At 67.0% G+C, this 23,181-nt stretch carries 22 protein-coding genes and 1 tRNA gene; 12 read left to right on the plus strand and 11 right to left on the minus strand.

Features of this window, described 5'->3' with window-relative positions:
* Positions 1–109 precede the first annotated feature (109 nt).
* Together B2K11_RS09285 and B2K11_RS09290 are read right to left on the minus strand one after the other, a co-directional pair.
* Positions 110–856: an EAL domain-containing protein gene (locus B2K11_RS09285; RefSeq protein ID WP_163618001.1), complete on the minus strand. Its 747-nt coding sequence runs from the start codon at positions 854–856 to the stop codon at positions 110–112.
* 92 nt (positions 857–948) lie between these two features.
* Positions 949–1,587 carry a Rid family hydrolase gene (locus B2K11_RS09290; protein WP_163618002.1) on the minus strand — a complete coding sequence of 213 codons (639 nt, stop codon included), beginning with the start codon at positions 1,585–1,587 and terminating at the stop codon, positions 949–951.
* Positions 1,588–1,942: 355 nt separating this feature from the next.
* Between B2K11_RS09290 and B2K11_RS09295 the strand changes: the two genes are divergently transcribed.
* The 3 genes from B2K11_RS09295 (at position 1,943) to B2K11_RS09305 (ending at position 4,715) form a co-directional block, all read left to right on the plus strand.
* The gene (locus B2K11_RS09295; RefSeq protein WP_239525887.1) at positions 1,943–3,499 is read left to right on the plus strand and encodes an FAD-dependent oxidoreductase; all 1,557 of its coding nucleotides are present in this window, start codon (positions 1,943–1,945) and stop codon (positions 3,497–3,499) included.
* Positions 3,500–3,774: 275 nt separating this feature from the next.
* Positions 3,775–4,182: a DUF4383 domain-containing protein gene (locus B2K11_RS09300; RefSeq protein ID WP_163618003.1), complete on the plus strand. Its 408-nt coding sequence runs from the start codon at positions 3,775–3,777 to the stop codon at positions 4,180–4,182.
* Between the two features lie 2 nt (positions 4,183–4,184).
* Complete coding sequence (locus B2K11_RS09305) at positions 4,185–4,715, plus strand: hypothetical protein (protein WP_163618004.1); 531 nt, start codon at positions 4,185–4,187, stop codon at positions 4,713–4,715.
* 47 nt (positions 4,716–4,762) lie between these two features.
* Here the strand turns inward: B2K11_RS09305 and B2K11_RS09310 are convergent, their stop codons facing one another.
* The 5 genes from B2K11_RS09310 to B2K11_RS09330 all read right to left on the minus strand — a co-directional run bounded on the left by B2K11_RS09310 (position 4,763) and on the right by B2K11_RS09330 (position 11,889).
* Positions 4,763–5,905, minus strand: coding sequence for a mandelate racemase/muconate lactonizing enzyme family protein (locus B2K11_RS09310; protein WP_239525888.1), 1,143 nt, complete (start codon positions 5,903–5,905; stop codon positions 4,763–4,765).
* Entirely contained in the window at positions 5,902–6,726 is an 825-nt protein-coding gene (locus tag B2K11_RS09315; RefSeq protein WP_239525925.1) for a carbohydrate ABC transporter permease, read from the minus strand. The genes B2K11_RS09310 and B2K11_RS09315 overlap by 4 nt, the downstream gene beginning before the upstream one ends.
* Before the next feature lie 88 nt (positions 6,727–6,814).
* Positions 6,815–7,759 (minus strand): sugar ABC transporter permease, encoded by a 945-nt coding sequence (locus B2K11_RS09320; RefSeq protein ID WP_163618006.1) that lies wholly within the window; start codon positions 7,757–7,759, stop codon positions 6,815–6,817.
* Entirely contained in the window at positions 7,756–10,485 is a 2,730-nt protein-coding gene (locus B2K11_RS09325) for a hypothetical protein (RefSeq protein ID WP_163618007.1), read from the minus strand. Before B2K11_RS09325 ends, B2K11_RS09320 begins: the two co-directional genes overlap by 4 nt.
* Positions 10,486–10,575: 90 nt before the next feature.
* Positions 10,576–11,889 carry an extracellular solute-binding protein gene (locus B2K11_RS09330; protein WP_163618008.1) on the minus strand — a complete coding sequence of 438 codons (1,314 nt, stop codon included), beginning with the start codon at positions 11,887–11,889 and terminating at the stop codon, positions 10,576–10,578.
* A gap of 247 nt (positions 11,890–12,136) precedes the next feature.
* Here B2K11_RS09330 and B2K11_RS09335 point away from each other — a divergent pair, with 247 nt between their 5' ends.
* From B2K11_RS09335 to B2K11_RS09355, 5 genes are all read left to right on the plus strand, one after another.
* Positions 12,137–12,865 carry a GntR family transcriptional regulator gene (locus tag B2K11_RS09335; protein WP_163618009.1) on the plus strand — a complete coding sequence of 243 codons (729 nt, stop codon included), beginning with the start codon at positions 12,137–12,139 and terminating at the stop codon, positions 12,863–12,865.
* Positions 12,865–14,028 carry an enolase C-terminal domain-like protein gene (locus tag B2K11_RS09340; RefSeq protein ID WP_204260069.1) on the plus strand — a complete coding sequence of 388 codons (1,164 nt, stop codon included), beginning with the start codon at positions 12,865–12,867 and terminating at the stop codon, positions 14,026–14,028. Before B2K11_RS09335 ends, B2K11_RS09340 begins: the two co-directional genes overlap by 1 nt.
* Positions 14,025–14,837, plus strand: a complete 813-nt coding sequence (locus B2K11_RS09345; protein WP_163618010.1) for an SDR family NAD(P)-dependent oxidoreductase — start codon at positions 14,025–14,027, stop codon at positions 14,835–14,837. The genes B2K11_RS09340 and B2K11_RS09345 overlap by 4 nt, the downstream gene beginning before the upstream one ends.
* On the plus strand, positions 14,834–15,769 hold the full coding sequence (locus B2K11_RS09350; protein WP_163618011.1) for a dihydrodipicolinate synthase family protein: 936 nt from the start codon (positions 14,834–14,836) through the stop codon (positions 15,767–15,769). Before B2K11_RS09345 ends, B2K11_RS09350 begins: the two co-directional genes overlap by 4 nt.
* 114 nt (positions 15,770–15,883) lie before the next feature.
* Positions 15,884–15,959: transfer RNA gene (locus tag B2K11_RS09355), tRNA-Met, on the plus strand.
* A 46-nt stretch (positions 15,960–16,005) separates the two neighbouring features.
* Here B2K11_RS09355 and B2K11_RS20610 read toward each other — a convergent pair.
* The 4 genes from B2K11_RS20610 to B2K11_RS20745 form a co-directional block, all read right to left on the minus strand.
* Positions 16,006–16,269, minus strand: a complete 264-nt coding sequence (locus B2K11_RS20610; RefSeq protein ID WP_163618012.1) for a tyrosine-type recombinase/integrase — start codon at positions 16,267–16,269, stop codon at positions 16,006–16,008.
* Positions 16,233–17,042, minus strand: a complete 810-nt coding sequence (locus B2K11_RS09365) for a site-specific integrase (RefSeq protein ID WP_239525889.1) — start codon at positions 17,040–17,042, stop codon at positions 16,233–16,235. The genes B2K11_RS20610 and B2K11_RS09365 overlap by 37 nt, the downstream gene beginning before the upstream one ends.
* A 477-nt stretch (positions 17,043–17,519) precedes the next feature.
* Positions 17,520–17,921 (minus strand): hypothetical protein, encoded by a 402-nt coding sequence (locus B2K11_RS09370; protein ID WP_163618014.1) that lies wholly within the window; start codon positions 17,919–17,921, stop codon positions 17,520–17,522.
* A gap of 347 nt (positions 17,922–18,268) precedes the next feature.
* Positions 18,269–18,400 (minus strand): hypothetical protein, encoded by a 132-nt coding sequence (locus B2K11_RS20745; protein ID WP_268932567.1) that lies wholly within the window; start codon positions 18,398–18,400, stop codon positions 18,269–18,271.
* A gap of 259 nt (positions 18,401–18,659) precedes the next feature.
* Between B2K11_RS20745 and B2K11_RS09375 the strand changes: the two genes are divergently transcribed.
* The 4 genes from B2K11_RS09375 (at position 18,660) to B2K11_RS09390 (ending at position 22,432) form a co-directional block, all read left to right on the plus strand.
* Positions 18,660–19,442, plus strand: a complete 783-nt coding sequence (locus B2K11_RS09375; RefSeq protein WP_163618015.1) for a hypothetical protein — start codon at positions 18,660–18,662, stop codon at positions 19,440–19,442.
* A complete protein-coding gene (locus B2K11_RS09380) occupies positions 19,439–20,602 on the plus strand; it encodes an XRE family transcriptional regulator (protein WP_204260070.1) in 1,164 nt (387 codons plus the stop codon). Before B2K11_RS09375 ends, B2K11_RS09380 begins: the two co-directional genes overlap by 4 nt.
* An 843-nt stretch (positions 20,603–21,445) precedes the next feature.
* Complete coding sequence (locus B2K11_RS09385) at positions 21,446–22,210, plus strand: GAF domain-containing protein (RefSeq protein WP_163618016.1); 765 nt, start codon at positions 21,446–21,448, stop codon at positions 22,208–22,210.
* Positions 22,211–22,270: 60 nt separating this feature from the next.
* Complete coding sequence (locus tag B2K11_RS09390) at positions 22,271–22,432, plus strand: hypothetical protein (protein ID WP_163618017.1); 162 nt, start codon at positions 22,271–22,273, stop codon at positions 22,430–22,432.
* Positions 22,433–23,181: the final 749 nt, after the last annotated feature.

Below are 23,181 nucleotides of genomic sequence, written 5' to 3' on the forward strand. Positions count from 1 at the left end.
CTGAGCGAGCGAAGCGAGACGAAACGCGCCGAGCCGAAGCGCAACGCCGACCCGCGGCATCCCATCCGATTCCGGTTGCTGCACTCGTCGCGCTCGAGCTCGCGACGGTCTACGGGAACACGATGTCCGAATCCGGATGCCGGATGAGAAAGCCCTGCGCACGATCGCAGCCCAGCTGCACCGCGATGTCGAGATGGGTGAGAGTCTCGACCCCTTCGGCGACCACTCGCAGCCCGTGTGCGTGCGCGATCTCCACTTTGTCGCGCAGTGAGACCAACGCGGGTCCCCCTGTCGACCGCACCAGGTCCCCTGGAAGCTTCACTTCGGCGAGCGGCACACCCTCAAGTCCATCCAGCGAGGACGCGTTGACGCCATATCCCGCCAGCGAGACCTCCACTCCGACCTCGCGGAGCATGTGCAGTTGCGGCAGCACGACGGGCTCACCGACCGACTCGACGTCCTGCGTCAGTTCGAGAACGAGCGACCCAGGCGGGAACGCGCGTTGCTCGAACTCGGTGGCGACATCATGGGCGAAGGATTCGTCCTCGAACTGCAGCGGCGAGACGTTGACGGCGACGGCCCAGTCGCGGCCTGTCTCGCGCCACCCGGCGAGCGCGTCGAGGCACTCATCGAGCATCCTTCGGCCGAGCGCGTGGATCACGCCGCTGCGTTCCGCGACACCGATCATCGTCGAGGGATCGATGTCGCCGAGCCGTGGATGCCGCCAGCGGCATAGTGCCTCGGCGGCGACGATCGACCCGCTCTCCAGAGACACCTGCGGTTGATAGACGGCGAAGATGTCGGCCCCGCCGACGGCGATCGCCAGCTCGTCGGCGAGGTCGTCGGTCGTGGGCATTGGTCAAGTTCACCCCGTCCGGCCATGCCGTTGCAAACCGGCGATGCGAGGGTCGGCTATCGGCTGCAGTCCGCCCCCGCAGCGCCGTCTGCCTACTCGGGGTAGACGGCGTCGACCTCCACCTCGACCAGCCATCCGTTCACGGGCAGGTTCTCGACCTCGATCGTGAACCGGGACGGACGCGCGGGGTTCACAACCTCCGGCGCGCCGGCCACGGATCCCAGCTGCACCTGCATGGTCTCGCCGGTGGCCAGGTTCGTGTTCGCGAAGAACTGCCGGTAGCCGCGGTTCCAGCCGGCGAAATCCGCCGCCTGGTCGCCGGCGGGGTTCTGCAGGAACACTCGCATCGAGGTCACGTCCTCGTAGGACAGGCCCGCCTTCTTCAGGTTCTCACCGATCCTCATCAGAGCGTTGATCGACTGCGCCTCGGTGATCGTGACACCCGCAGGCAGTGCGCCGCCGGGGAAAACGTCGGTAGGAATGTAGCGAGCCTCGGCCGAGATACCCGGCGTGGTGTTGAGAGCGGAGGGCCCGAGGCCCGAGGACTTGTACCAGGCGACGTTCTTGCCGAGGGCCACCCCATCGGCGATCGACGGGGTGTCACCGGTGACGAAGGGGACGGCCTCCGTGGGCTTCGGGCGGAACAGCGCGTCAGCGGCAACCGCGGTGCTCGGGACGGCGATTCCAGCGGTGATGGCGACGGCGAGCGCGATCTTGTAGCGGGTCTTCATGGGTCTCCTCGTTCCGGGCGAGACACCAGCCGTGCTGGTGCATGCGTCATGGCGCATGAAGCCTCCCATTCGAATGTTTCCCGTTGAGGTCATCGCTGAGTCCCGGCTGTGACGCGAACTGAGCTCTCCGGGCTGCGTGGTGACATTCCGGACTCAAACGGGTTTACATCCCCGCAAAGCGGAGGAAATATGGTCGATTTCCCGCACTGGCATATTGCCCATATGTGCGCGTGACGCACTGATCATGCCTCGCGGGCGGCGGTCGTCTCGCAGGGTGATGCGTTGAGATCGAGAGGGTTAATACGTGGCAACTCAAACACCCGCGAGCGTTTCGCGCCGCAGCTTCCTTCATGCTGTGGGCGCAGGCTCCACCGCCGGCGTGCTCTTCGCGACGATGGGAGCACTCGGCCTCGCGCCGACCGAGGCGGACGCCGCCTCACTGTCGTGGACGCCGCCCAGCGGCAGCGATTTCTCCCTCACGGGACGCTCTTCGAAGAAGGTCGTCATCGTCGGCGGCGGCCCCGCAGGCCTTGCATCCGCGTACGAACTGCAGAAGGCGGGCTACCACGTCACGGTTCTCGAGGCGCGCCACCGTGCCGGCGGCCGAACCCTCACCATCCGGCCGGGTGACAAGGAGACCGACCTCGACGGCCACACCCAGACCGCGAAGTGGGACAACGGCGTCTACATGAATGCCGGCGCCGGACGCATCGCGCAGTGGATGGTCACCATGGACTACCTCCGCGAGCTCGGTGTGCCGTACGAGGTCTTCACCAACGCGAACGCCGACGCCTACCTCTACAACGAGAACTCCGGTTCGACGCCGGGAAATCCGACCCGCTACCGCACCGCCAAAGCCGACTGGTTCGGCTATACCTCCGAGCTCCTCAGGCATGCCACGGATCAGGGTGCGCTCGACCAGAAGCTCACGGCGACCGACAAAGAGCGGCTGCGCGACTTCCTCAGCCGGTGGGGCTCGCTGCAGGCCGACGGCACGTACAAGGGCGGCTCCAACCGCGGCTATTCCGTCTACCCGTCCGCCTGGAACGAGCACGGGACTCCACTTCCCGGCCCCGGCACGATATCCGAGGTTCTCGGAACGAGGATGGGCAACTACTTCCCGTTCGAGATCAACTGGGAGCAGGCGATGCTGATGTTCCAGCCCAAGGGAGGCATGGACACGATCTACGACTACTTCGTGAAGGCGATAGGCCGGCAGAACGTGCACCTGCAGTCTCCGGTCACCGGCATCGAGAACACGCCGTCGGGCGTGTCCGTGACGTACAGCCCGCCCAACGGGCCTGCACGCGTCATCGATGCCGACTTCGCGATCGTCACCGCGCCGGCGCATCTCATGCGCAAGTGGAGCACGAACTGGGGAACCGAGATCGACGCTGCGCTCGGCGAGTTCTCGGCGGCGTCGCCGGCGGGCAAGATCGGCCTGCAGTACCGCTCGCGGTGGTGGGAGAACGATCACCGCATCTACGGCGGGATCACCGAGACCGACATGGACCTGCAGCACATCTGGTACCCGTCGTCCGGGTACGGCGAGAAGAAGGGCCTCGTCGTCGGCTACTACAACACCGGCAACGCCGCTCGCACCTACGCAGCGCTGAGCCCGCGCGACCGCGAGGCCCGCGCAGTGGCACAGGGTGTGAAGATCCACGGCGAGAAGTACCGCACTGAGCTCGAGCAGTCGTTCTCCATCGCGTGGCACCGGGTGCCCTACATCGAGGGCGCGTGGGCGTTCCCGAACACCGCCTCAGCGGGGTTCAAGAAGCTCCAGACCGGCTCCGGCAACGTGTACTTCGCCGGCGACTGGATGTCGGAGATCTCCGCGTGGCAGCACGGAGCGTTCTGGTCGGCGCGTTACGCCGTGCAGGCCCTCCACGCCCGGGTTATGGCGGGCTGAGAGCACCCGAGTGCGCCAGTGGGGACTCGACGTTCGATCATCCGAGTCCCCGCTGAGCGTCCTCAGCCGGAGGACTGAGCGGCGGTAGCAACCCGCGCAACGGGGTTCCGATGCTGAGGCGCTTCTGCCGCGGTCGTTGAGCGAGCGAGCGCCAGCGAGCGAGACGAAACGCCCCGAGCCCACAACCCTCAGCCGCAGCATCCCATCCGATTTGCCACCCACACCGAAGACCTTTCACAGCGCGGCAGATCGCCGCTGAGAAAGAGAGGTCTCCCATGGGCTCGTCACCGAACCGCATCGTCGCCACGGTCTTCGGCGCCGTCTATCTGCTCGTCGGCCTGCTCGGGTTCGCGTTCACGGGTGGTGTCAGCTTCATCGCCACCGAGGGCGGACTGCTGCTGGGCATCTTCGAGGTGAACCCGCTGCACAACATCGCGCACCTCCTGATCGGTGGAGCGCTGCTCATCGCCGGTCTGCGCGGAGTCCGCCCCGCGAAGATCGTGAACATCACCGTCGGCGCGGCGTACCTGCTCCTCGGCGTGGTGGGCTTCTTCCTCGTCGGAACCGCGGCGAACATCCTCGCGCTGAACACCCCCGACCACTTCCTGCACCTCGCCAGCGCTCTCGTCCTGCTCGGTGTCGGCCTGGGCGCCGAGCGGTCGTCGCGGGTCGCGACCGCGTGATCGTGCGGCGCGAGGCACCCACGACGGAGCGCGGCATCGACCGCGCGCCGTCGTGGGTGCCCGTTGCCGCGTGGGGTTTCGGCCTGGTCAGTGCGGCGCTCGGCGCCACCGCCATCGTGGCGATCCAGGCCGACACCTTCTCGCGAGTGCTCGGCGTGCTCTCCGTCGTCCTGGGCCTCGGCGCCCTGGCGTGGGGGGCTGCGAGCCTCGCCCTCGAGCGCACGCCGGCACCGCGGGGGGCGGTTGCCGGCGTGTCCGTGGGGGCGCTCGTGGCGCTGGCGTTGCTCGCAACCGCGCCGGGCCGAGCGAGCGTCCTCGCGATCGCTTTGGTGATCGCGCTCGGAGTTGTCGTGGCCTGCGGGATCCTGCGCGGCCGCCGGCGTCCTTCGAGGCGAACGAGCCTCTGGGGCATGATCGCTGCGGCCGCTGTCGTGACAGTGCTCGTCGTTCCCGCGCTCGGCGCGTGCCAGGGGGCCGCACTCCTCGACGCCGACGGCACCGTGCTCCCGGTCGTCACCCACGACGGACATTGACGGATGCCGCAGCCGAGGCTGCGGCATCCGTCATGCGTCGTGGAAGATCAGCGCACGACGACCCTCTCGGTGACCCACCGCCGCGCCGCCAGGCTCACGGTGAGCCCAATGCCGGCGGCTGTGGGCAGCAGCATCCGCCCGTCTCGGATCTCGCAGCGTTCGTCGAACAGCGGTTTCAGCCAATCGAAGTGCTCGACCCACGGCTCGCGCGAATACGCCGCCGCGAGGTGCACGTGCAACTCCATCACGAAGTGCGGAGCCATGTCGAGATGCGCCTGATCGGCGAGTTCGGCGACCCGCAGATACGGTGAGACGCCGCCGAGACGAGGCGCGTCCGCCTGCACGATGTCGGCTCCACGCTGCTCGATGAGACGCGCGACATCGGCGACGCCCGACAGCATCTCGCCGGAGGCGATGGGCGTGTCCAGTCGTGCCGCGAGATCGGACAACCCCACGAAGTCGTGCGCGTCGATCGGCTCCTCTATCCACGCCAGGCCGAACTCCTCGAGCAGACGGCCGCACGTCAGGGCCGTCGAGCGATCCCACTGCTGGTTCGCGTCGACCATGAGGGGCACGCGACCGGCGATCCGTTCGTGGACGGCATGCACCCGATCGAGATCGGCGCGCACGTCGGGCTGCCCGACCTTGAGCTTGATGCCGCCCAGTCCCGCCTCGATGGAACGGTCGACGTTGTCGAGCACCTCCCCCAGCGGCGTGTTCAGATAGCCGCCCGACGTGTTGTACACCCGCACGGAATCCCGATGCGCTCCGAGCAGCTTCGCGAGCGGGAGGCCGGCGCGACGCGCCTTCACGTCGAACAGTGCGATGTCGATCGCGGCGATCGCCTGCAGCGCGATTCCCGCACGCCCGGCCGCCGCACCTGCCCACCGCAGCCTGTCGCCGATGCGTCCGATGTCGCTGGGATCCAGGCCGAGCGCCGCGTGAGCGATCTCGACCGCATGCGCGTACTGCGCCGGGCCGCCGGCTCTTGTGGAGTAGCTGAACCCGAGTCCGTAGAGGCCGTGTGCGGTGCGCACCTCCGCGAGGAGCACGCTGATCTCGGCCATGGGTCGCTGGCGCCCGGTCAGGACCTTCGCGTCACTCATGGGCCGGGCGAGCGGCACCGACAGGATTGCCAACTCGATCGACTCGACGGCATCCGCTCCCTGCCTGCCCGACGCGCTCGTCACTTGCCCCCCGTGGTCGCGATGCCCTTGAGGAGGTAGCGCTGACCGAACAGGAAGATAACGAACACGGGGAGGAGCGAGACGATCGACATCGCGAACAGCGAACCCCACGACGAGTCCGAGCTCGCGTCCACGAACGCGCGCAGCGCCACGGGCACGGTGTACATGTCGGGGCGGGTGAGATAGATCAGCTGGCCGAAGAAGTCGTTCCATGTCCAGATGAAGGTGAAGATCGCGGTGGTGGCGAGGGCGGGCACCATCAGCGGCAGGATGATCCGGAAGTAGATCCGGAAGTGCCCGCAGCCGTCGATGCGGGCGGCCTCGTCGAGCTCACGCGGTATGCCCCGGATGAACTGCACCATCAGGAAGATGAAGAATGCCTCGGTCGCCAGGAACTTCGGGACGATGAGCGGCAGGAACGTGTTCACCCATCCCAGCTGGGAGAAGATGATGTACTGCGGCACGATGACGACGTGCACCGGAAGCATGATCGTCGCGAGCATCGCGGCGAACATGATGCCCCGACCGCGGAACCGCAGCCGCGCGAATGCGTAGGCGGCCATCGAGCACGACAGCAGGTTTCCGACGATCGATCCGAGGACGATGATCGACGAGTTGACCAGGTAGTGCCCGAACGGCTCCGAGAGCGCATTCCAGCCGTCGATATAGTTCCCGACCTCGAACGTGTCGAGCCAGAGACCCGGAGTGCGGAAGATCTCCTCGTTGGGTCGCAGTGAGCTGACGATCATCCAGAGCAGCGGATACATCATCACCAGGCCGCACGCGATCAGGATCGCGTGCTTGACGAACCGCCGGGTCGCCATGGACCGCAGCAGCCGCCTGCGGGCGGTCGAATCCGGCTCCGGCGCGCTCGGTGCCGTCATCGGAGCGGATGCCTTCGGGGGCGCGAGCTCAGTCGTCATAGAACACCCAGAACTTCGAGGCGATGAAATTGACGACCGTGAACATCGCGATGATCACGAGCAGGACCCACGCCATCGCCGATGCGTAGCCCATGTCGAAGTTGGTGAAGCCCATCTGGTAGAGGTACAGCGTGTAGAACATGGTCGAGTCGGCGGGCCCGCCGGAGCCGTTCGAGACGACGAACGCCTGCGTGAACGACTGGAACGCGCCGATGATCTGAAGCACGAAGTTGAAGAAGATGATCGGCGTGAGCAGCGGCAGCGTGATCCGGAAGAACTGCCGGACGCGGCCGGCTCCGTCGACGGATGCCGCTTCGTAGTACATCGTCGGGATCTGACGCAGGCCGGCCAGGAAGATGATCATCGGCGCCCCGAAGGTCCAGACGCTCAGGATGACCAGCGTGTCGAGGGCGGTGTCGGGCGATGACACCCATCCCTGTCCTTCGATGCCGACGAGCGCCAGGATCTGATTGACCAGTCCTTCGATGCCGAAGATCTGACGCCACAGCACCGCGATGGCGACCGATCCGCCGAGCAGCGACGGCAAGTAGAAGATCGACCGGTAGATCACGAGTCCTCGGAGTCCCCGGTCCAGGACGACCGCGAGGAGCAGGGCCGCGATCAGCTGCAGCGGCACCGAGATGAACACGAAGCGGAACGTGACGCCGAACGAATTGTGAAGTCGCGCGTCGTCCAGCATGCGGGTGAAGTTGTCCAGCCCGATCCATTCCGGCGTCTGCAGCAGGTTGTAGTCCGTGAACGACAGGTACAGCGAGACGAGCATCGGTCCGACCGTGAGCGCCAGCATCCCGATCATCCAGGGAAGCAGGAACAGGTACGCCGCACGTCCCTCGCGGCGCTCGGCCTTGCTCGGCTTGCCTACGCGCCGCACCCTCGTCTTGCGGATGCTGACGAGTTCGGTCATCGCGCTCACGTCCGCACCGCCTCTCGCGCTTCGACGGACGGGCTCTCGTAGAGCCAGTCGAGTGTGAGGGCATCGTCGGACTCGCCGAGAGCGGTCCGACCGGTGAACTCCTGCCCCGCGCGCACCGCGCCTAGGACGACATACGCCCCGGTGCCCAGCGCGAGCGTGTGTTCGCCTGCCTCGAACGCGAACGCGTGCACATTCACCGGCGGCAGGAAGTCGACGGCTGCCGCCGACCGCAGAATCGGCTCGAGGCCGCCCCGCGCGTCGGCGTGTGTGTCGACTTCGAGGTCGGGCACACGCAGCCAGACGGGGTCAGTGCTCTGAAAGTATCCGACCAGGATGTGCCCGGGCTCGTCGAGGCGCAGCCGCAGCGCGACCTGTCCTTCGAAGGCCTCCCCGCGACCGACCCGCACCCCGGTGAGCCCGTCGAGCTCCGGCGCGAGTTCACGCAGGTTGCTGTCGGCATCCGCGAACACCGACGCACCCGGCCGCACGGTGAACGTCTCGCCGTTGTCCGACAACAGCGCATACGGGACCGATTCGAACGGCGACGGCGTCGAGTCGGTCGACATCGCGGACGACGCCCCCGACTCGAGCCGCGCCAGATTGGCGCGGAAGTTGCGTGCCTCTTCGGCATACAACGGCAGGCAGTCGCGCCAGTGCGAGAATGCCGCGCCGTCGGGGAACGGAACCTTGCGCTGCGGCGTCTGCATGCTGTTCGCATGAAGGTACGTGCGCGCGGCGAGTTCGGTGAGCCGCGTGTACGTGACGACGCTCCGGTCGATCAGCTCCGCGGCGCGGTGCAGGCGAGCGGTCGGCGCGGCATCGTCGACGAGGCGATCCTCGCGGTAGGCGACGATGTCGACGGCCGCCCTGACCCGGAGGCGATAGAACTCCTCGAGCAGGGCGATCGCCTCGGCATCCTGAGCCAGCCGGTCATATTCGGCGTGAGCGGCCTTCACCGCGCCGCGCCCGCGGTCGATCGCCGCGAGGGCGCGGTCGGCGAAGAACTGCGTGTCGTCGACGACGGACACCGGGGTCTCGCCCTCATGCGGCTGGCCGAGCAGCTCTCGCCGGGCGTACTCCTCGAGGCGCTCCCCTGCGGGAGCGTGCGAATCCCACAGGTCCGCCCAGGGGCGATGACGCGCGGCGTTGGTCAGCTGGCTCATCGTCATGCCCAGGCTGAGCGTCTGCCGATTGCCCTCGGTGATTCCGAGACGCCGCACCAGGCGCGGCGCGATTTGCCCCATCGCCTCGTAGGCGTCGAGAGCGGCGGTCGCAGCATCCCGGTCGCCGAAGCGGGCAGCGAGCACGCCGATCCAGTACTCCCGCTCGGTCGCGGGATCGCGGTCGGCACGCCACGCGTAGCGCAGCCACGCCGCGTACCAGATCCAGTCGCGATCGATCTGGCGCAGGCGCGGGCTCACGTTGTCGGGCGAGAGCGGCCATTCCCAGTAGAAGAGCGGATAGAGGTGCAGGCCATGCGACTCCAGACGGTGACGGATCGCCCGCACGCTCTTCTGGATGAATGAGACCGCGCCGAACCGGAAGGGCTCGAGATTCGCGAGGATGTGGATGTTGACGATGTGAAGGCTTCCCTGCGCTGCGATGTCGCGGTGGATGCCCTGCCACTTGCCGCGGGGGTTCCACGTCGTGAGCGATTCGCCGTTGAACTTCGCCTCGGTGAACAGTCGCGGGTATACCTCCAGCGCCTTGGCGAGCACCGGCTGCAGGTCGATGGCGTGGGCGCGCACGATGACCGGCGGGATCTCCTCCCGCCCGGATGCGGCGATCCCGTCCTGGACGCCAGCGAGGATCGTGTCGACGAACCACTCCGTGCCGTAGATGTCACCCTGAAGCACTTCGCCGAGGCAGACGTAGAGGCCCACGTTCGGGAAGTCACCCACGAACGCCGCGATCGACTTGCGCGTGTAGTCGCTCGTGAGCGGGGTAGGCGCGGGTTGGTGGAGCGGGATGCCATGGTGCTCGGCGAACGGCAGGGGAATGTGGATGTTGTAGAACTTGACGACGATCCAGATCCCGCGCCGATCGGCCTCGGCAGCCAGCCACGTGAGCAGCGCCCGGTTCTGCTCCAGCTCTTCGTCGGTGACCTCCTGCGCTTCGGGATAGTCGTCGAGGCGTACGAAGGACGCGAAGGGATGCCCGCTCCACAGGTACACCACGTTCGCCCGCTCCGAGAACAGCAGGTCGAGCAGGTCGATCCAGGTTTCGCGGTCGTAGAACCACGGGAACCGTTCCTCGTTGATCGGATACTCGTACACCTGCCGGGGCGCCTCGACCGTCGTCTTCTGCAGACCGATCGCAGGGCCGCGCAGGACGAGGTCCGGGGTCTCGCCCAGATCCAGGTCACGCGGGATGTCGCCGTAGCCGTCGATCTGGAGCGCGAGTTCCTGGCACCCGTACAGCAGGCCCGAATCGCTTCCGCCCGCGACGACAGTCAGCGTTCCCGGGAGCGACGACAGGACGAATCCCTCACCCTCCGGGGTGCTCGTGTTGTACAGCAGGATGTCGCGGTGCTCGAGAGCGACTAAGTCGGCTGAGGCGCCGTGGATCCCCAAGAGGATGCGAACCCCCTCAGGCCGCGCCGCGAGCGGGTCGGTCGATCGTGCGACCGAGTATCCGGCATCCGCCAGTGCTCGGGCGAGCGTGTCGATTCCGAACTGCACGCGGGCGGAGGGTTCGGCCGGGTGGATGACGAGAGCGTCGGGCATGGTTCGCGTCCTTGCATGCGTAGGTGTCGAGAGGGGCCGGGGCGAGGTGACAGCGGCCGAGCGCGGGGAGCGCTCGGCCGCCAGGCCGACTCAGCCTCGAGCGAGCTGGTCTTCGATCTCGGCCGTCAACTGAGCGGCCGCGTCGGCGGGCTCGAGACGGTCGAACAGGACTTCCTCCATGTAGCGGATGACACTGTCGCCGACCGATCCCGATCCGGGCGGTGAGGACGGCGGCACGAACGTCACCTCGGGGCCGGTCTCGCTGATGAACTCGACGACCTCCTGTCCGGTGGCGTCCAGCTCGGGCAGGATGACCTCCTGGTTGGCGGTGCTGGCGGGGACGCCCAGGCTGACCAGCATCGTCTTCGCGACGCGCGGGTCGTTGCTCAGGAAGTCCACGAGGTCAGCGGCCGCCTCGGGGTGCTCCGTCCGGCTGGAGATGCCCCAGAACCAGGAAGGGATGTGGGCGAGTCCGTTCTCCTCGGCCGAGCCGTCCTGCGACGGCGGACGCAGCAGCGCCATGGTGCTTCCCGACGCCGTCTCAAGGGCGGGGAGCTGGCTCGCGTAGTAGAACGCGAGAGCAGAGCGGTTCGTCAGGAAGCGTCCCTCTTCGAACACCCCCGACATCTCTTCGATGAACTCATCCGGGCTCGGCCCGCTCGCCGCGTCGCGGATGTGCTCGAGGTGCTCGAACCACGCGGCGGCGGTGTCGACGTCATAGCCGATCTCGGCCGAGCCGTCCGCGGCGAACAGCGACTCGCCGTGCTGGCCGAGCCACATCTCCAGCGTCGCGTTGCCGGCCTCGCCGTAGTCGCTGCCGCGCACGTCGCCGCCGAGCTTGGTGGCGACCGCGTTCGAGACCTCATAGAAGTCGTCCCACGTCCATGTCGAATCGTCGGGCAGCTCTACGCCCGCCTGGGAGAAGAGGTCCTCGTTGGCCACCACGGTGTACGCATTCTGCGAGAACGGCAGTCCGAACAGTTCGCCGTCGAGGCTGCCCTGATCGATGGACGCCTCCGGGAAGTCGGAGGTGTCGATCGTATCGAGCGTGTTCAGGTCCGCCAGCGCACCGCGCCCGCCGTATTGGAACAGGTGCTCCTTGTCGAAGGCGATGACGTCGGGGGCGTCACCGCCAGCGGTGGTCGTCGCGAGACGGTCCCAGTGTCCGCCGGAATCCGAGTACTCCGCCTCGATCGTGACGCCGGGATTCTCCGCCTCATACTCGTCGATAAGGGAGAGGAAGTTGTCGTGTCGCTCCTGCGAGCCCCACCACGCCACTCGGAGCGTCACATCCTCACTGCCGGCATCGCCGGAGCTCGTGCTGCATGCCGTCAGTCCGAGCACCAGCGCGAGGGCGCCCGTGGCGCCGACCGCGGCTCTCGTCCGGCGAGAAGAAGTCGTCATTGAACGTTTCCCTTCACAGTTCCGCTGTGTCCGGGCACCCACCGTCGGGTGCCTCACCCGGACCCGTGCGAGGTTGACACGTTTCATCTCTATGGCGAGGTGTCGGCGCGGAATCCGGGGCGGTCAGCACGCTAGCATACTGGTATACCAATGCACCAGTATCTTTGATCCCGCCGGCTTGACGCCGCGGACAGCAGCAGGACGTTCGCTCTTGCGAGTTGGTATACCAGCATACTAATATGGCATCATGTCCACCGATGCATCCACCGGCGCGTTCCGAACGCTCACCTTGCAGGAGCCGGCGTCTCGCGGCGACCGCGTACGCGACACCCTGCAGCAGGCGATTCTGGACGGCATCCTCCCCCAAGGCGCCTCCCTCGTGGAGCGGGATCTGGCCGAGATGCTCGGGGTGTCCAAGACGCCCGTGCGCGAGGCGCTCAAGCAGCTCCAGTCGAGCGGTCTCGTCGTGGCCAGCTCGTATCAGCGGGTGAGCGTGCGCCGACTCGACGAGGCAACGGTGCGCGCGGTCAACGAAGCGCGGTTTGCGGTCGAGCCTCAGGCCGTGCAACTCGGGATCGCGCTCCACGGTGCCGGCGAGCAGCCCGCCGCACGACGCGCACTCGAGGCTGCGGAGGCGCTCCTCGACGGCGGTCAGCCGGCGCAGCTCAGCCTCGCCAATCGCCGCTTCCACCGGGAGTTGTATGCGCTCTGCGGCAACGAGTGGCTGATCAGCTTCCTCGACAAGCTCCAGGTCCTCGCGACGTTCATCGCGACGGCGGGCTGGCAGGTCGACCCGAAGTTCGCCGGCGAGGCGATGGAGCACTCCTCGATCCTCGATGCCGTCGAGGCGGGCGACGCCGAGCGCGCGACGACGCTCCTGCGCTCGCACATCCGCGGCGCGTCCCGTGCTCTGATCTCCTCGTTGGAGCAAGATGGCGAGGCCTCGGCGCCGGTGGCCCCGGGCGCCGGTTCATAGTGGGCGGCAGGATCGCCGATGTCCGGCTCACGCCGGTGTCGGCATCGCGGGCGGGGATCGTCTGCGGGCATGTGATCGTGCAGCTGACGTCCGACGACGGCATCGAGGCAGTCGGAGAGATGTCAGACTTCCAGCATCTGCCGATGTACCACGTCGACGTGCCGGAGCTCGAGCGCACGCTGCGGGAGCTGCTCCTCGGGCGCGACGTCCGGGACGCCAACACCCTGACGCGTCGGCTCGAAGAGGCATTCCCCTCCTCCGACTCGCTGTACGACAAGGCCGGGGTGATCCGGTGCGGCGTGGATGTCGCCCTGTGGGATCTGCGTGCGAAGCTGCTCGACGTGAACCTCGCGGAGATGATGGGTGGGCGTGTGCGGGACTCCCTCCCCATCGCCTATCCGATCTTCCGCCAGCAGTCCGTCGCAGATGTCGCGGCGAACCTCGCCGTAGTGCGACGGATGCTGGAGCGCGGGTTCCACCGCTTCCGCGTGTACGTCGGGCGCAACGCCGACCTCGATCGAGAGTTCCTGCGTTCCGCCCGGGAGGAGTTCGGCGACGCGATCGCGATCAAATCCCTCGATTTCTCCAATCTGCTCGACGCCCGCGAGGCGGCGCGGTTCATCGAGTCCACGCGCGATGTCGCCTACGAGTTCGTCGAGGCGCCGGCACGTGCGGGCGACCATGACGGTCTCCGCTTCGTGCGTGAGCGCACGCTCGTTCCGGTGAGCGAGCACGCCACCAGCCCGCGCGCAGCGTTGCAGCTCGCCTCGGACGGCGCCGTCGACGTCCTCAACGTCGGGCTGTTCGTCCTGGGGGGCATCACGCCGGCACTCCGCGTGCTCGCGATCGCCCAGGCCGCCGGCCTGCCAGTGGTGATCGGCACGACGCAGGAACTGTCCATCGGCACGTCGGCGGGTGCGCTCGTGGGTGTGTCGACCGCCGCTGATGTGCTGGCGAGCGACCCGGTCGGTCCGCTGCTGTATCAGCGCGACGTGGTCGCGACACCGCTCGAGTTCCGCGACTCCGCGCTGATCGCACCGACGGGACCTGGGCTGGGTATGGCCGTCTCCCCCGAGCTGCTGAAGGCGGCCACCGATCCGCTCCGCTGGGGTGCCGCCGACACGACCTCCGTGGTCGACCGAGCAGGGAGCCTCACGAAATGACCGCCGGCAGCGAGTACTGGAGCGGGCGCGTCGTTCTGGTGACAGGAGGAAGCCGCAACATCGGCCGCGCGATCTCGCGGCGGTTCGCCGCGGACGGCGCCCGCGTCGTGGTCAACGGCGTGGTTGCCGGTGAGGCCGAGCAGGCGGCCGCGGAGATGGTGGATGCCGGACTCGACGCCGTCGGGTGGGACGCCGACGTGTCGGACCCGGCTGCCGTCGACGCCATGTTCGCCGACGTGGCAGAACGGTTCGGCCGCCTCGACGTGCTCGTGAACAACGCTGCGGTCACGATGCAGGGACGCGTGCCGTTCGAACGGCTGACCATCGACGACTGGGACCGGATCTTCGCCGTGAATGCGCGAGGCACCTTCCTCTGCTCCGCGGCGGCCGCGCCGCTGCTGCGGGCGCATGGCGGGTCGATCGTCAACATCTCGTCGATCGGCGCCTCGAAGGCGCACCGATCAGCCGTTCCCTACGACGCGACGAAGGGGGCGATCGAATCGTTCACCCGCGCGCTGGCGCTGGAATGCGCACCCGATGGCGTCCGCGTGAACGCCGTCGCACCGGGTGCGATCTCGAACGACCGCTACGAGAACCTGCCGCAGGACGTCCAGCAGACGGAGGTGAAGTCGATCCCCCTCGGGCGCGCCGGCACCGGCGCCGAGATCGCCGCCGCCGTGTCGTTCCTCGCCTCCGACCAGGCGTCTTACATCACCGGTCACGTGCTGACGATCGACGGCGGCCTCACCGCCCAGGCGCGACAGGCGTCATCCGAGATCATCATCGACGCGGGCGGAGCCGAACAATGACCTCACCAGAAGCCCCCACTGCGCACGCGCGCGAGCGCCTCACCGGCGTCACCGCCGTGCTGGTGACGCCCTACCGCGACGGACGCGTGGACGAACAGTTCACCGAGAGACTCGCGGGCGATGTGGCGAGCTCCGGCGTGCACGCCATCGCCGCGCTCGGCAACACGGCTGAGGTCTTCCAGCTCACCCGCAACGAGCAGCGCGCCTACCTGCGCGCGGTCTCCCGCGCGCACGGGCCGGCCCTTCGCATCGCCGGCTTCGCGGGTGCCGCGCGCTCGGTGCTCGACGAGATCGACTACGCCGCGAGCCTCGGCTACGACGCAGCCATGCTTCACGAGCCCGCTGACCCTTTCGGCGACAGTGAGGGAGTGCTGACCTACTACCTATCGATCGCGTCCCGCGCCGCCCTGCCGGTCGTCCTCTATCTGCGCTCCCCGCGTCTGGAATTCGAGTCCCTGCGCGCGGTGGCCGCCGAGCCGACGATCATCGGCGTCAAATACGCCCGCGCTGACATCGACACGCTCGCCCGTGTCCTGCACACGGAGTCCGCCGACGCGTGCACATGGGTCAACGGCGCTGCAGAGCTGCGCGCCGGAGACTTCTTCGACCTCGGCCTGACCGGCTTCACCTCGGGCATCGCGAACGTCCGGCCGGATCTCGCGCTCGCGGTGCATCGCGCGCTGGTCGACGGTGACCGCGCCGCGCTGGACGATGCGGTGCGGCTCGTGGCTCCCGTCGAGCGGATCCGGGCCGCCGGCAACGGCAAGTTCAACGTCGCTGTGCTCAAGGAGCTGTTCCGCGCCCAGGGCACCAACGTGGGAGAGGTGCGCCCGCCGCACTCCCCGCTCTCCGCCGAAGCCGCGGCGGACCTGCGTTCCGCGATCCTGTCCTGGCCCGAGACGTCACCCGTCCGTGCGGCGCTGCTGCAATGATGACTTCGATGGGACGGATGCCGCGGCCGCCGCGTGCGTCACATCACGACGCATAGCGAAACCATCGTTCACGCTCATCCGCAAGCAATGCGCGTCGGGATAGCGTGGTGTCATCGCGGCGATCCGGGCGGTCCCGGGCTCCGGTTCATACCCGGCAGCGTTGCGGGTTCGACTCCCGCCGTCGCGTCCACTCCTGAAGGGTCCTGATCCCAGTGTTTTCACGGGATCGGGACCCTTCAATCTTCGTCTAATTGGGGTTGTGGACGCGGTTTGGACACAATGGCCGCCGTACGGGCTTGGTCGAGGGCGGCCGAGACGGCGTCCACATCGTCGTCGAAGAGGTCGGCGTAGACGTCGAGCGTCATCGCTGCCGAAGCGTGTCCGAGCATTCGCTGGACCGCCTTGGCGTTCGCTCCCGACGCGATCGCGAGGGACGCCGCGGTGTGTCGCAGATCGTGCACCGTCATCCGGGGTAGACCGGCGTCGGTGAGTGCGCGCATGAACCAGGATCGTGATGCACCGGACGATCGAGGGCGTTGGATGTAGACCTGTCCGTCGCCGAAGAGGAGATCACCGGGCCCCTGCCCGCGGCAAGGCTCTTGAGGGGCTCCGCCAGGAAGTTCGGGAACCCGACGGAGCGCAGTTCGTGGGTCTTCGGTGACCCGACGTGCAGCTCGGATCCGACCCGCACGGCATTCTCATTGACTGAGAGGCGGCGACGTTCTAGATCGAGATCACGAACGCGGAGCGCGGAGAGTTCTCCCCAGCGCAGGCCCGTGTAGGCAGCGACGTAGACGACGCTCGCGTAGGTCGAGCCGGCTGCGCGGGCGAGCCTGCCGACCTCTTCGTGACTTAGGTACACGTGGCGCTTCTTGCCCTTCCGCGGAAGGTCGACACCGCGAGCCGGATTGCGCGGGATGCGCCGGTCCTTCACTGCCACATCGAGGACGGCCGCGAGAACGCCGTAGGCACGAATCACGACGGTTGCGCTCTTCGGGCGGTTGCCCTGTTCGGCCGTCCTGGCGTGGTACCGACGTACGGTGTGCGCCGTCCCCCTGCTCACTTCCGTGATCCACTTCTGCACGTCGGAATGCGCGATCGCGCCCAGCTGCACTGCACCCCATCGAGGCTCCACGTAGACACGCCACGCGTCGTCCAGCAGCTTGTAGCTCGACGGCTTCAGCTTCATCCGCTTTACTTCCAGCCAGTCCGGCGCCAGCTCGCCCACAGTCACACGAGAGCTCGCCGGATCAATGAAGTCGCCCGTCAGCATCTGCGATTCGACAGAGATCAGGTAGCGCTCGGCCTCGCGTTTCGTTCGGAAGCCGCGCTTCGCAGCCTGACGATGATCAGGCCGCCGATATCGCACGCGATAGCGACGACCGGACGCTGTGTCGTACGGCTCTATGCTTCCCACGGTCCACCCCGATGGTTGATTTCAGGCTAGATCTCTCGCACTACTTGCAGATCCATTCTGCCATTCAACATATACGGATCGGTGGCGCCGATGGTGGATCCTCGTCGAGTAGAGAACTCTGGAATGACATTGACCCGAAGCGGAGACGGGGCCTGGTCGCCGCGCTCGATTGGCGTGCGATGACCGCGCCACCCACCGGGCGGGCTATTCGAGCAAGGGCGACCTCGACGTCCGGGTTCGAATCGGCGCCCAACGCAGGCGGGCCTGCCGCCCAACGCACGCACGATGAGTGACCGGCTGCCGGGCGGCGCCAGGGGTGTCGCGCATTCTCGGCTACGCGTCACGCGCCTTTTTGGCGGCCTCGAAGACTGCCCAGATTCGCTCGGCTTCAGCGATGAAGTCGACCTCCGAACGCTTCACACTCGCAAGCCGGTCGCGTGCTTCGGCGAGACCTTTCGCTCCCTGCGTCGTCAGTCGACTCGCGGCCTTGATGGTCTCCACGGTCGGCGTGGACCCACGGAGGGCAAGGAGCCAGGCGTCGCGTTGCTGTCTAACGCTTACAACACTGATCCCTGCCCGTGAGCCGAATTCCGTTGCCAGTCCAACCATCACCTCGCCGGATGCGTCACCAATTGCTTCATAGACGATTCGACACCGTTTGTACCGGAGCACGTCCTCATCGCGGCCGGCCGCGACCCACGCTTCCGCCGCTCTGCTGATCTCGTCGATGTCCACTACGTTCAACCTCTCGCGAATACCAGCCCGCACCGCTCTCTGCCGCCGTCACGACGATCGCCCGCGAGCGCAACCGGGACCCTTCGTAAGTCAGCGCCGCACCACAATCTTGCACAACGCGCTGCGCTCGGGCGTCCGAACGATCCTCACTCCCAGCGCCGACATGAAGGACATGCGATCGTTGCGCACCCCGCGAGCGAGACGCTTGCTAATAGCTTCGCAATCTACGTGCGATGATCGACCCGATTGCGCTCGGTGCCCGACCGCTGAGCGACCAGGTTGGGGCAGTTGACGGGGGTGGTCACAGCGGAGGAGGCCGACGGCAACGCCGTCGACCCCCTCGATGCTTAGCCCTTGCCGAGCGTCGAGCCCGCCTTCGACTTGGCCGGCTTGCTCGACGAGTTGGACGCGAGCGTCCGTCCCGCCTTGCTCAGCGAGGCCTTCGAGGGCTTGGACGACCGTGACGATGACTTCGCCATGATGCACTCCTTCTCTGTTGCCGAGAAGCAGATCACCCGACCGGACTTGAGCCCACTCGTGCAGAGACCACGGAGCCTCTAGAGTCAAGGAGTCGACCAGACACCTCAGCCCCGACCTGCTGCGCCTAGAGCCCGTCTCTGAACTGCCGGTCGGGGCTCCTTCGTGCGATCCACACTCTACAGCGCGCCTGCGACGAAAAAGTAGACACGCGGGTGATTCCACGAACACGAATACTGGCTGTGGGTGTACTCTGATCCCGTGATCACCCGCCAACGCGCCCTCGATGTCCTCCAGGCTAACGATGTCGCACGCGGCATCGCATGGGCCTTCAACTCCGCCTGTGAGCAGGCGCTCGACGACCTCACCCGCGGCAACGGGTACGGAGCACTCACCGCCGGGGTCGGTAGGTATGAACTCATCGCCGACCGCCTCGACCGTGTCTTCTCCTGTGGAGAGTATGAAGTCGCCGAAGGCATGGAGTCGGTCGGCCTCGATGTCCTCTACGAGGGACTGAGCGAGCGGGCGCGTCTCACGATGCCCGTGATGCCCGCCGGAACGGTGACCCGCTCGAACTTCCGCGGCAGCAACGGCTGGACGGTTGGCGGGTTCCGATTCATCACTCACTCGTTCTCGCGAGGTCAGATCGCAGGGATCGACTGGACGAAGGCTAGCCCGACGCTTCAGGCGGTTGCCCGCCAGAGGCCCGACGAGACGGAACTTCTGACGCTGCTCGACGTGATGCTCGACATCGAGCAGCGCAACGATCTCGCTTCTCAGGATGACCTTCCGACGGTGCCCATGCCCACGCTCGTCCTGGTGCATGCCTTGGACCGCGAGACAGCCGAACGCGAACTCGCCATCGGTCACGCCCGCTACAACGACGACCTCGGGGGACCGTGGCACTGGCATGAGCATCTGTTGAGCGGACCGGAGCCCGACCAGGCCGGCCGTGTGGTCCCCGACGCTCCCGCGCCGACGCAGCAGGAACCGGACGTCACCGTGCGCCTGCGCAAGAAGGATGAAGCGGAGGACGCAGGTTGAGCACCCCACAGGTGCCCACCCTCTTCGCCGGCGACCGGCTAACACTCGCACGTCAGCTCGAGGGTCTGCGCAAGAGCGACCTGGCCGCTCGCATCGAGAAGAGCGCGACGACCGTCGCTGCGTGGGAGGCAGGAACAAAGCGTCCCACCGCTGCCAACGTGGCCCAGTTGGCGTTGGGTCTGGGAGTCACACCGGCGTTCTTCGCACCCCGAGGCACAGCAGCGACAACCGAGGACGCTGTCCCTCACTTCCGCTCCCTGCGGTCGACGAGCCAGCGGGCTCGTGACCAGGCGTTCGCGTATGGACTGCTTGCCGTCGACATCGCGGACGCCATCGAGAAGCATGTCGAGTTCCCCGAGGTCGACGTTCCTTCTTTCGAGGTGTCAGTCGAAGACGTGGGAGAGGGCCCAGAGGAGGCAGCCCGCGAGCTCCGGCGTGCATGGGGCATCGACTCGGGACCGATGAAGCACATGGTGCGCCTGCTCGAGAACCACGGTGTGCTCGTCGTGTTCAGCCCGACGCAGACATCCTCGGTGGACGCGTACTCCTTCGAGTCCGCGAGCCGACCCGTGGTCGTCCTCAACCCCGTCAAGAGCGACTACTACCGACAGCGGTTCGACGTCGCCCACGAACTCGGCCATCTCGTGATGCATCGTGACGCCGAGCCCGGCGGTCGCGTCGTCGAGGAGCAGGCCAACCGATTCGCGTCGGAGTTGCTGATGCCGGCGGCGGAGATTCGGGACGTGTTGCCGATGGCGATGAACGCTCGCGCGTGGGACGCCCTCGGGACGCTCAAGGAGCAGTGGGGCGTCAGCATCCAGGCGCTCCTCTTCCGCGCGCGCCGGTTGGGCACCATCAGCGACGTGACCTACCGCAACGCCATCATCACCCTGAGCCAGCGCGGTTGGCGCAGGAACGAGCCCGGCCTGGTGACAGCGGTCGAGCAGCCGTCCATGTTGCCACGGTCGACGGAGCTGCTGGAGGCGTCGGGCATCTCGCGCGAGTCACTCGTGGATCAGGCGCGCGCGCCCCGCGACCTCTTCGACATCGCCATTGCACGGGTCCCTCGCTTCGATGGCCGTGACGATGACGTAGAGGTCCAGAGCAGAACGTCCAACGTCATTCCACTTCTCACGGGCCGCGCGGTCAGCAGCGACTAGAGGTGAGCCTCGGCAGGAGTGCTCACCTTCGTTGTGATCTGGGCTCCATCGCCAGCGTCCAGGTGACCGCAAACCCCGTGACGGAGCAGGGGCAGAGAGCCTCTCAGTACTCCCCGTCCACCGAGCGGACGGGGATGCCCTCACGATCCCACGCACGCCGTGCGCCACGCTCGAGCCGTTCGTTGCAGTAGGCGCCGCAGACATGTCGGTCGCGGTGGATCCAGTGCGTCTTCGCCGGGACTGGGACCTCGCACCAGATGCACGGTTCGCCGCCCGAGGCTCGACCGCACGGATGGGCGAGTGCCCTGCGGTACCACCCCCAGAAGTCCTAACCCGGTCCGTTCCGAGCCTGTGTGACCACCCAGTCGGGCACTTTCGTCCGTGCGTTTCGAGCCCCGAGTCGTGCGCAGTTCCTGCTCACCGATGGTCGGGCGGTGATGAACGCTTCCTCGGTGATGATCTCCAGCGTTCGCCCCGGCGTCCCCCTGCGCGAACGCCTTCGTCAGCTTCGATCAGAAGGCGGCGCCGGGGCGAAACGTGTGTTCATCGAAGTCGCCGGTTACAAGGGTGCTGGTTGTCTTAGTGACGCCGTCCTGCCACCGCCGCCCTGCTCGACGACGAGCTGGCGCGCGCGGTCTCGCACCATCCTGCCCCCGGCGCCACGCGGACACTGCGCTCCTGTCGGTGGGACCTGAACGGTCGCCTACGCCATTAGCGATCCGAGCACTGGACGCTGCGTGTGGCCGACTGCTGCTCGGCGAACTGAAGCACGATTGGTCCCGGGCGGCTTCAACCTTGCGGGCCGCCGGGGGCAGGGGCGGCGTGCCCGCTAGGGTGGGGCGCATGTTTGCAGTCCTGGGGTCATTGCTAGACCGATTCTGGCCTCACCTCATCACTGCGATCGGCACTGTCGCGCTTGCCCTGTTCGGCACCGTGTGGCAGGAGTCCGGTGACGTCATCGGCGACGAACTCACCGTCGGGCTCATCATCATCGCCGCGTTGGTGTCCGCCGCCGGCGCGGTCATCGCCGCCGTCCGATACGACCGTGGCGTGCGGGCCATACAGACCGACATGCTCACCGACGTCAGAGCATCGCTCGTGCCCCTCTGCGCTCGGCTCATCATGCTCCCGCGGCCTCTGGAACAGGACAAGTACGTCGACGCGATGACGGAGCTGACGATGCACTGCCGGCTGTTCGCACCTCGGGATCCCGGCACAATGGCCGACGCGAACTTCTACGCCCTGTCCGGCAATACTCTGACCCGGGTGAACCGTGCCGCCGGGTCAGCCCGCGAACAGTTCGTCAGCAGCCGGCGCACCAACCCCCGCGCGCTTGAGGAGAGGGCCGTCGTCGATCGCATCAAAGCCGGGCAGAGCGTCGTGTGTGGCAACATCCGCAAACGCAAGCAACGTCGGCTGCTGTGCTTGGAAGAAGGCGACCGAACGTACCGGTCGTTCGTCTCGGTGCCCGTGATCTCGAACAACGGAACCGTCATCGGGATGCTCTCGCTGAACAGCAGCGAGAAGAACGGACTGTCGTCGGTTCACGCTACGTTCTTGGAATCGGTCGCGAAGCTCATCGCCGCAGTCCACGCCGTGAATCCGTGAAGCAATCACCCTCTCGTTTCCGAAAACAGTGCATGATGGAACTACGAAGGAGGTATCGCCATGAAATCTCACCGTTATAACGAAAACGATGAAGCACGCTTCCTCGAACTGATCAATGAATACAACACGGTTCACCGTGAAGAATCGAAGCGCGCACAGGAGCGTACCTGGGGTAGCACCTCCGAGCCTCAGCGCATCGGGTTCCAGCCGAATCCGGAGTGACCCAGCTCCCCCACCAACATCCAGAGGGCCCGTGGCGATCGCCACGGGCCCTCTGCGTGCTCCCGCCGAGCGACGCGCTCCTCAGGCTTCGGGATGGGTCTCGACGTCGAGGTCCGTCCAACGCTCGAACCGCTTATCGTCGCGTCGCGTGTGCCGCTGCGTCGGGCCTTCCCAGTCCTCTACGGCCGCTCCGCGGTTCCACAGCCCGAGGGCTTCCAGGCGAGCCAACCGGAGCGTCCGTACCCGGGTACGGGGGCGTGGTGTAGTCGCTGGGCCGTTCGTCGAGGATTCGGTGTCCTTTGGCGGCTTCGTCCTGCTCGACCGTCTCCTTCGCGTCTCGCGCGACCCGGTCCTGCCGTGCCCGCTCGACCGCGACCGCGAGGTATCCCGGATCCGTGGTGGCGACCTTGGTCAGCTCCATCACGGTGTCGGTGTCGCCGTCGAACTCCAGCAGGATCGCCGCCTTGTCTAGAGTCAGTCCGCTCTCGCGACGGCGTCGGTGGCGGTGGCACTTTGGGCGACGGCGAGGCCGGTCTTGACCCGATCGGTGTCGGCCTCTGGCGAGTGAGTCGAAGCCGCGCTGTTTCAGCTTCGTTGTGCGCCACTACTCAGTCTGGTGGGGTCAACTTCCACGTCGATCCCGTGAGCGCATCAAAGATCACGCCAGCGTTGTCTTGGCGGTGCCATACGCCGCAGATGTCGGACGATCGTGGACCCAGGTCTTGCACCTCTGTCCATCGGCGGCGAGC

It is taken from the genome of Microbacterium sp. B35-30 (assembly GCF_010634855.1).
Taxonomy (GTDB): Bacteria; Actinomycetota; Actinomycetes; order Actinomycetales; family Microbacteriaceae; genus Microbacterium.

Coding starts and splice junctions, on each gene's coding strand:
- B2K11_RS09285 (WP_163618001.1), bottom strand. CDS start 856: ATGCCCACGACCGACGACCTCGCCGACGAGCTGGCGATCGCCGTCGGC.
- B2K11_RS09290 (WP_163618002.1), bottom strand. CDS start 1,587: ATGAAGACCCGCTACAAGATCGCGCTCGCCGTCGCCATCACCGCTGGA.
- B2K11_RS09300 (WP_163618003.1), top strand. CDS start 3,775: ATGGGCTCGTCACCGAACCGCATCGTCGCCACGGTCTTCGGCGCCGTC.
- B2K11_RS09315 (WP_239525925.1), bottom strand. CDS start 6,726: ATGGCGACCCGGCGGTTCGTCAAGCACGCGATCCTGATCGCGTGCGGC.
- B2K11_RS09325 (WP_163618007.1), bottom strand. CDS start 10,485: ATGCCCGACGCTCTCGTCATCCACCCGGCCGAACCCTCCGCCCGCGTG.
- B2K11_RS09330 (WP_163618008.1), bottom strand. CDS start 11,889: ATGACGACTTCTTCTCGCCGGACGAGAGCCGCGGTCGGCGCCACGGGC.
- B2K11_RS09335 (WP_163618009.1), top strand. CDS start 12,137: ATGTCCACCGATGCATCCACCGGCGCGTTCCGAACGCTCACCTTGCAG.
- B2K11_RS09345 (WP_163618010.1), top strand. CDS start 14,025: ATGACCGCCGGCAGCGAGTACTGGAGCGGGCGCGTCGTTCTGGTGACA.
- B2K11_RS09350 (WP_163618011.1), top strand. CDS start 14,834: ATGACCTCACCAGAAGCCCCCACTGCGCACGCGCGCGAGCGCCTCACC.
- B2K11_RS20610 (WP_163618012.1), bottom strand. CDS start 16,269: ATGCGCGCACTCACCGACGCCGGTCTACCCCGGATGACGGTGCACGAT.
- B2K11_RS09365 (WP_239525889.1), bottom strand. CDS start 17,042: ATGCTGACGGGCGACTTCATTGATCCGGCGAGCTCTCGTGTGACTGTG.
- B2K11_RS20745 (WP_268932567.1), bottom strand. CDS start 18,400: ATGGCGAAGTCATCGTCACGGTCGTCCAAGCCCTCGAAGGCCTCGCTG.
- B2K11_RS09385 (WP_163618016.1), top strand. CDS start 21,446: ATGTTTGCAGTCCTGGGGTCATTGCTAGACCGATTCTGGCCTCACCTC.
- B2K11_RS09390 (WP_163618017.1), top strand. CDS start 22,271: ATGAAATCTCACCGTTATAACGAAAACGATGAAGCACGCTTCCTCGAA.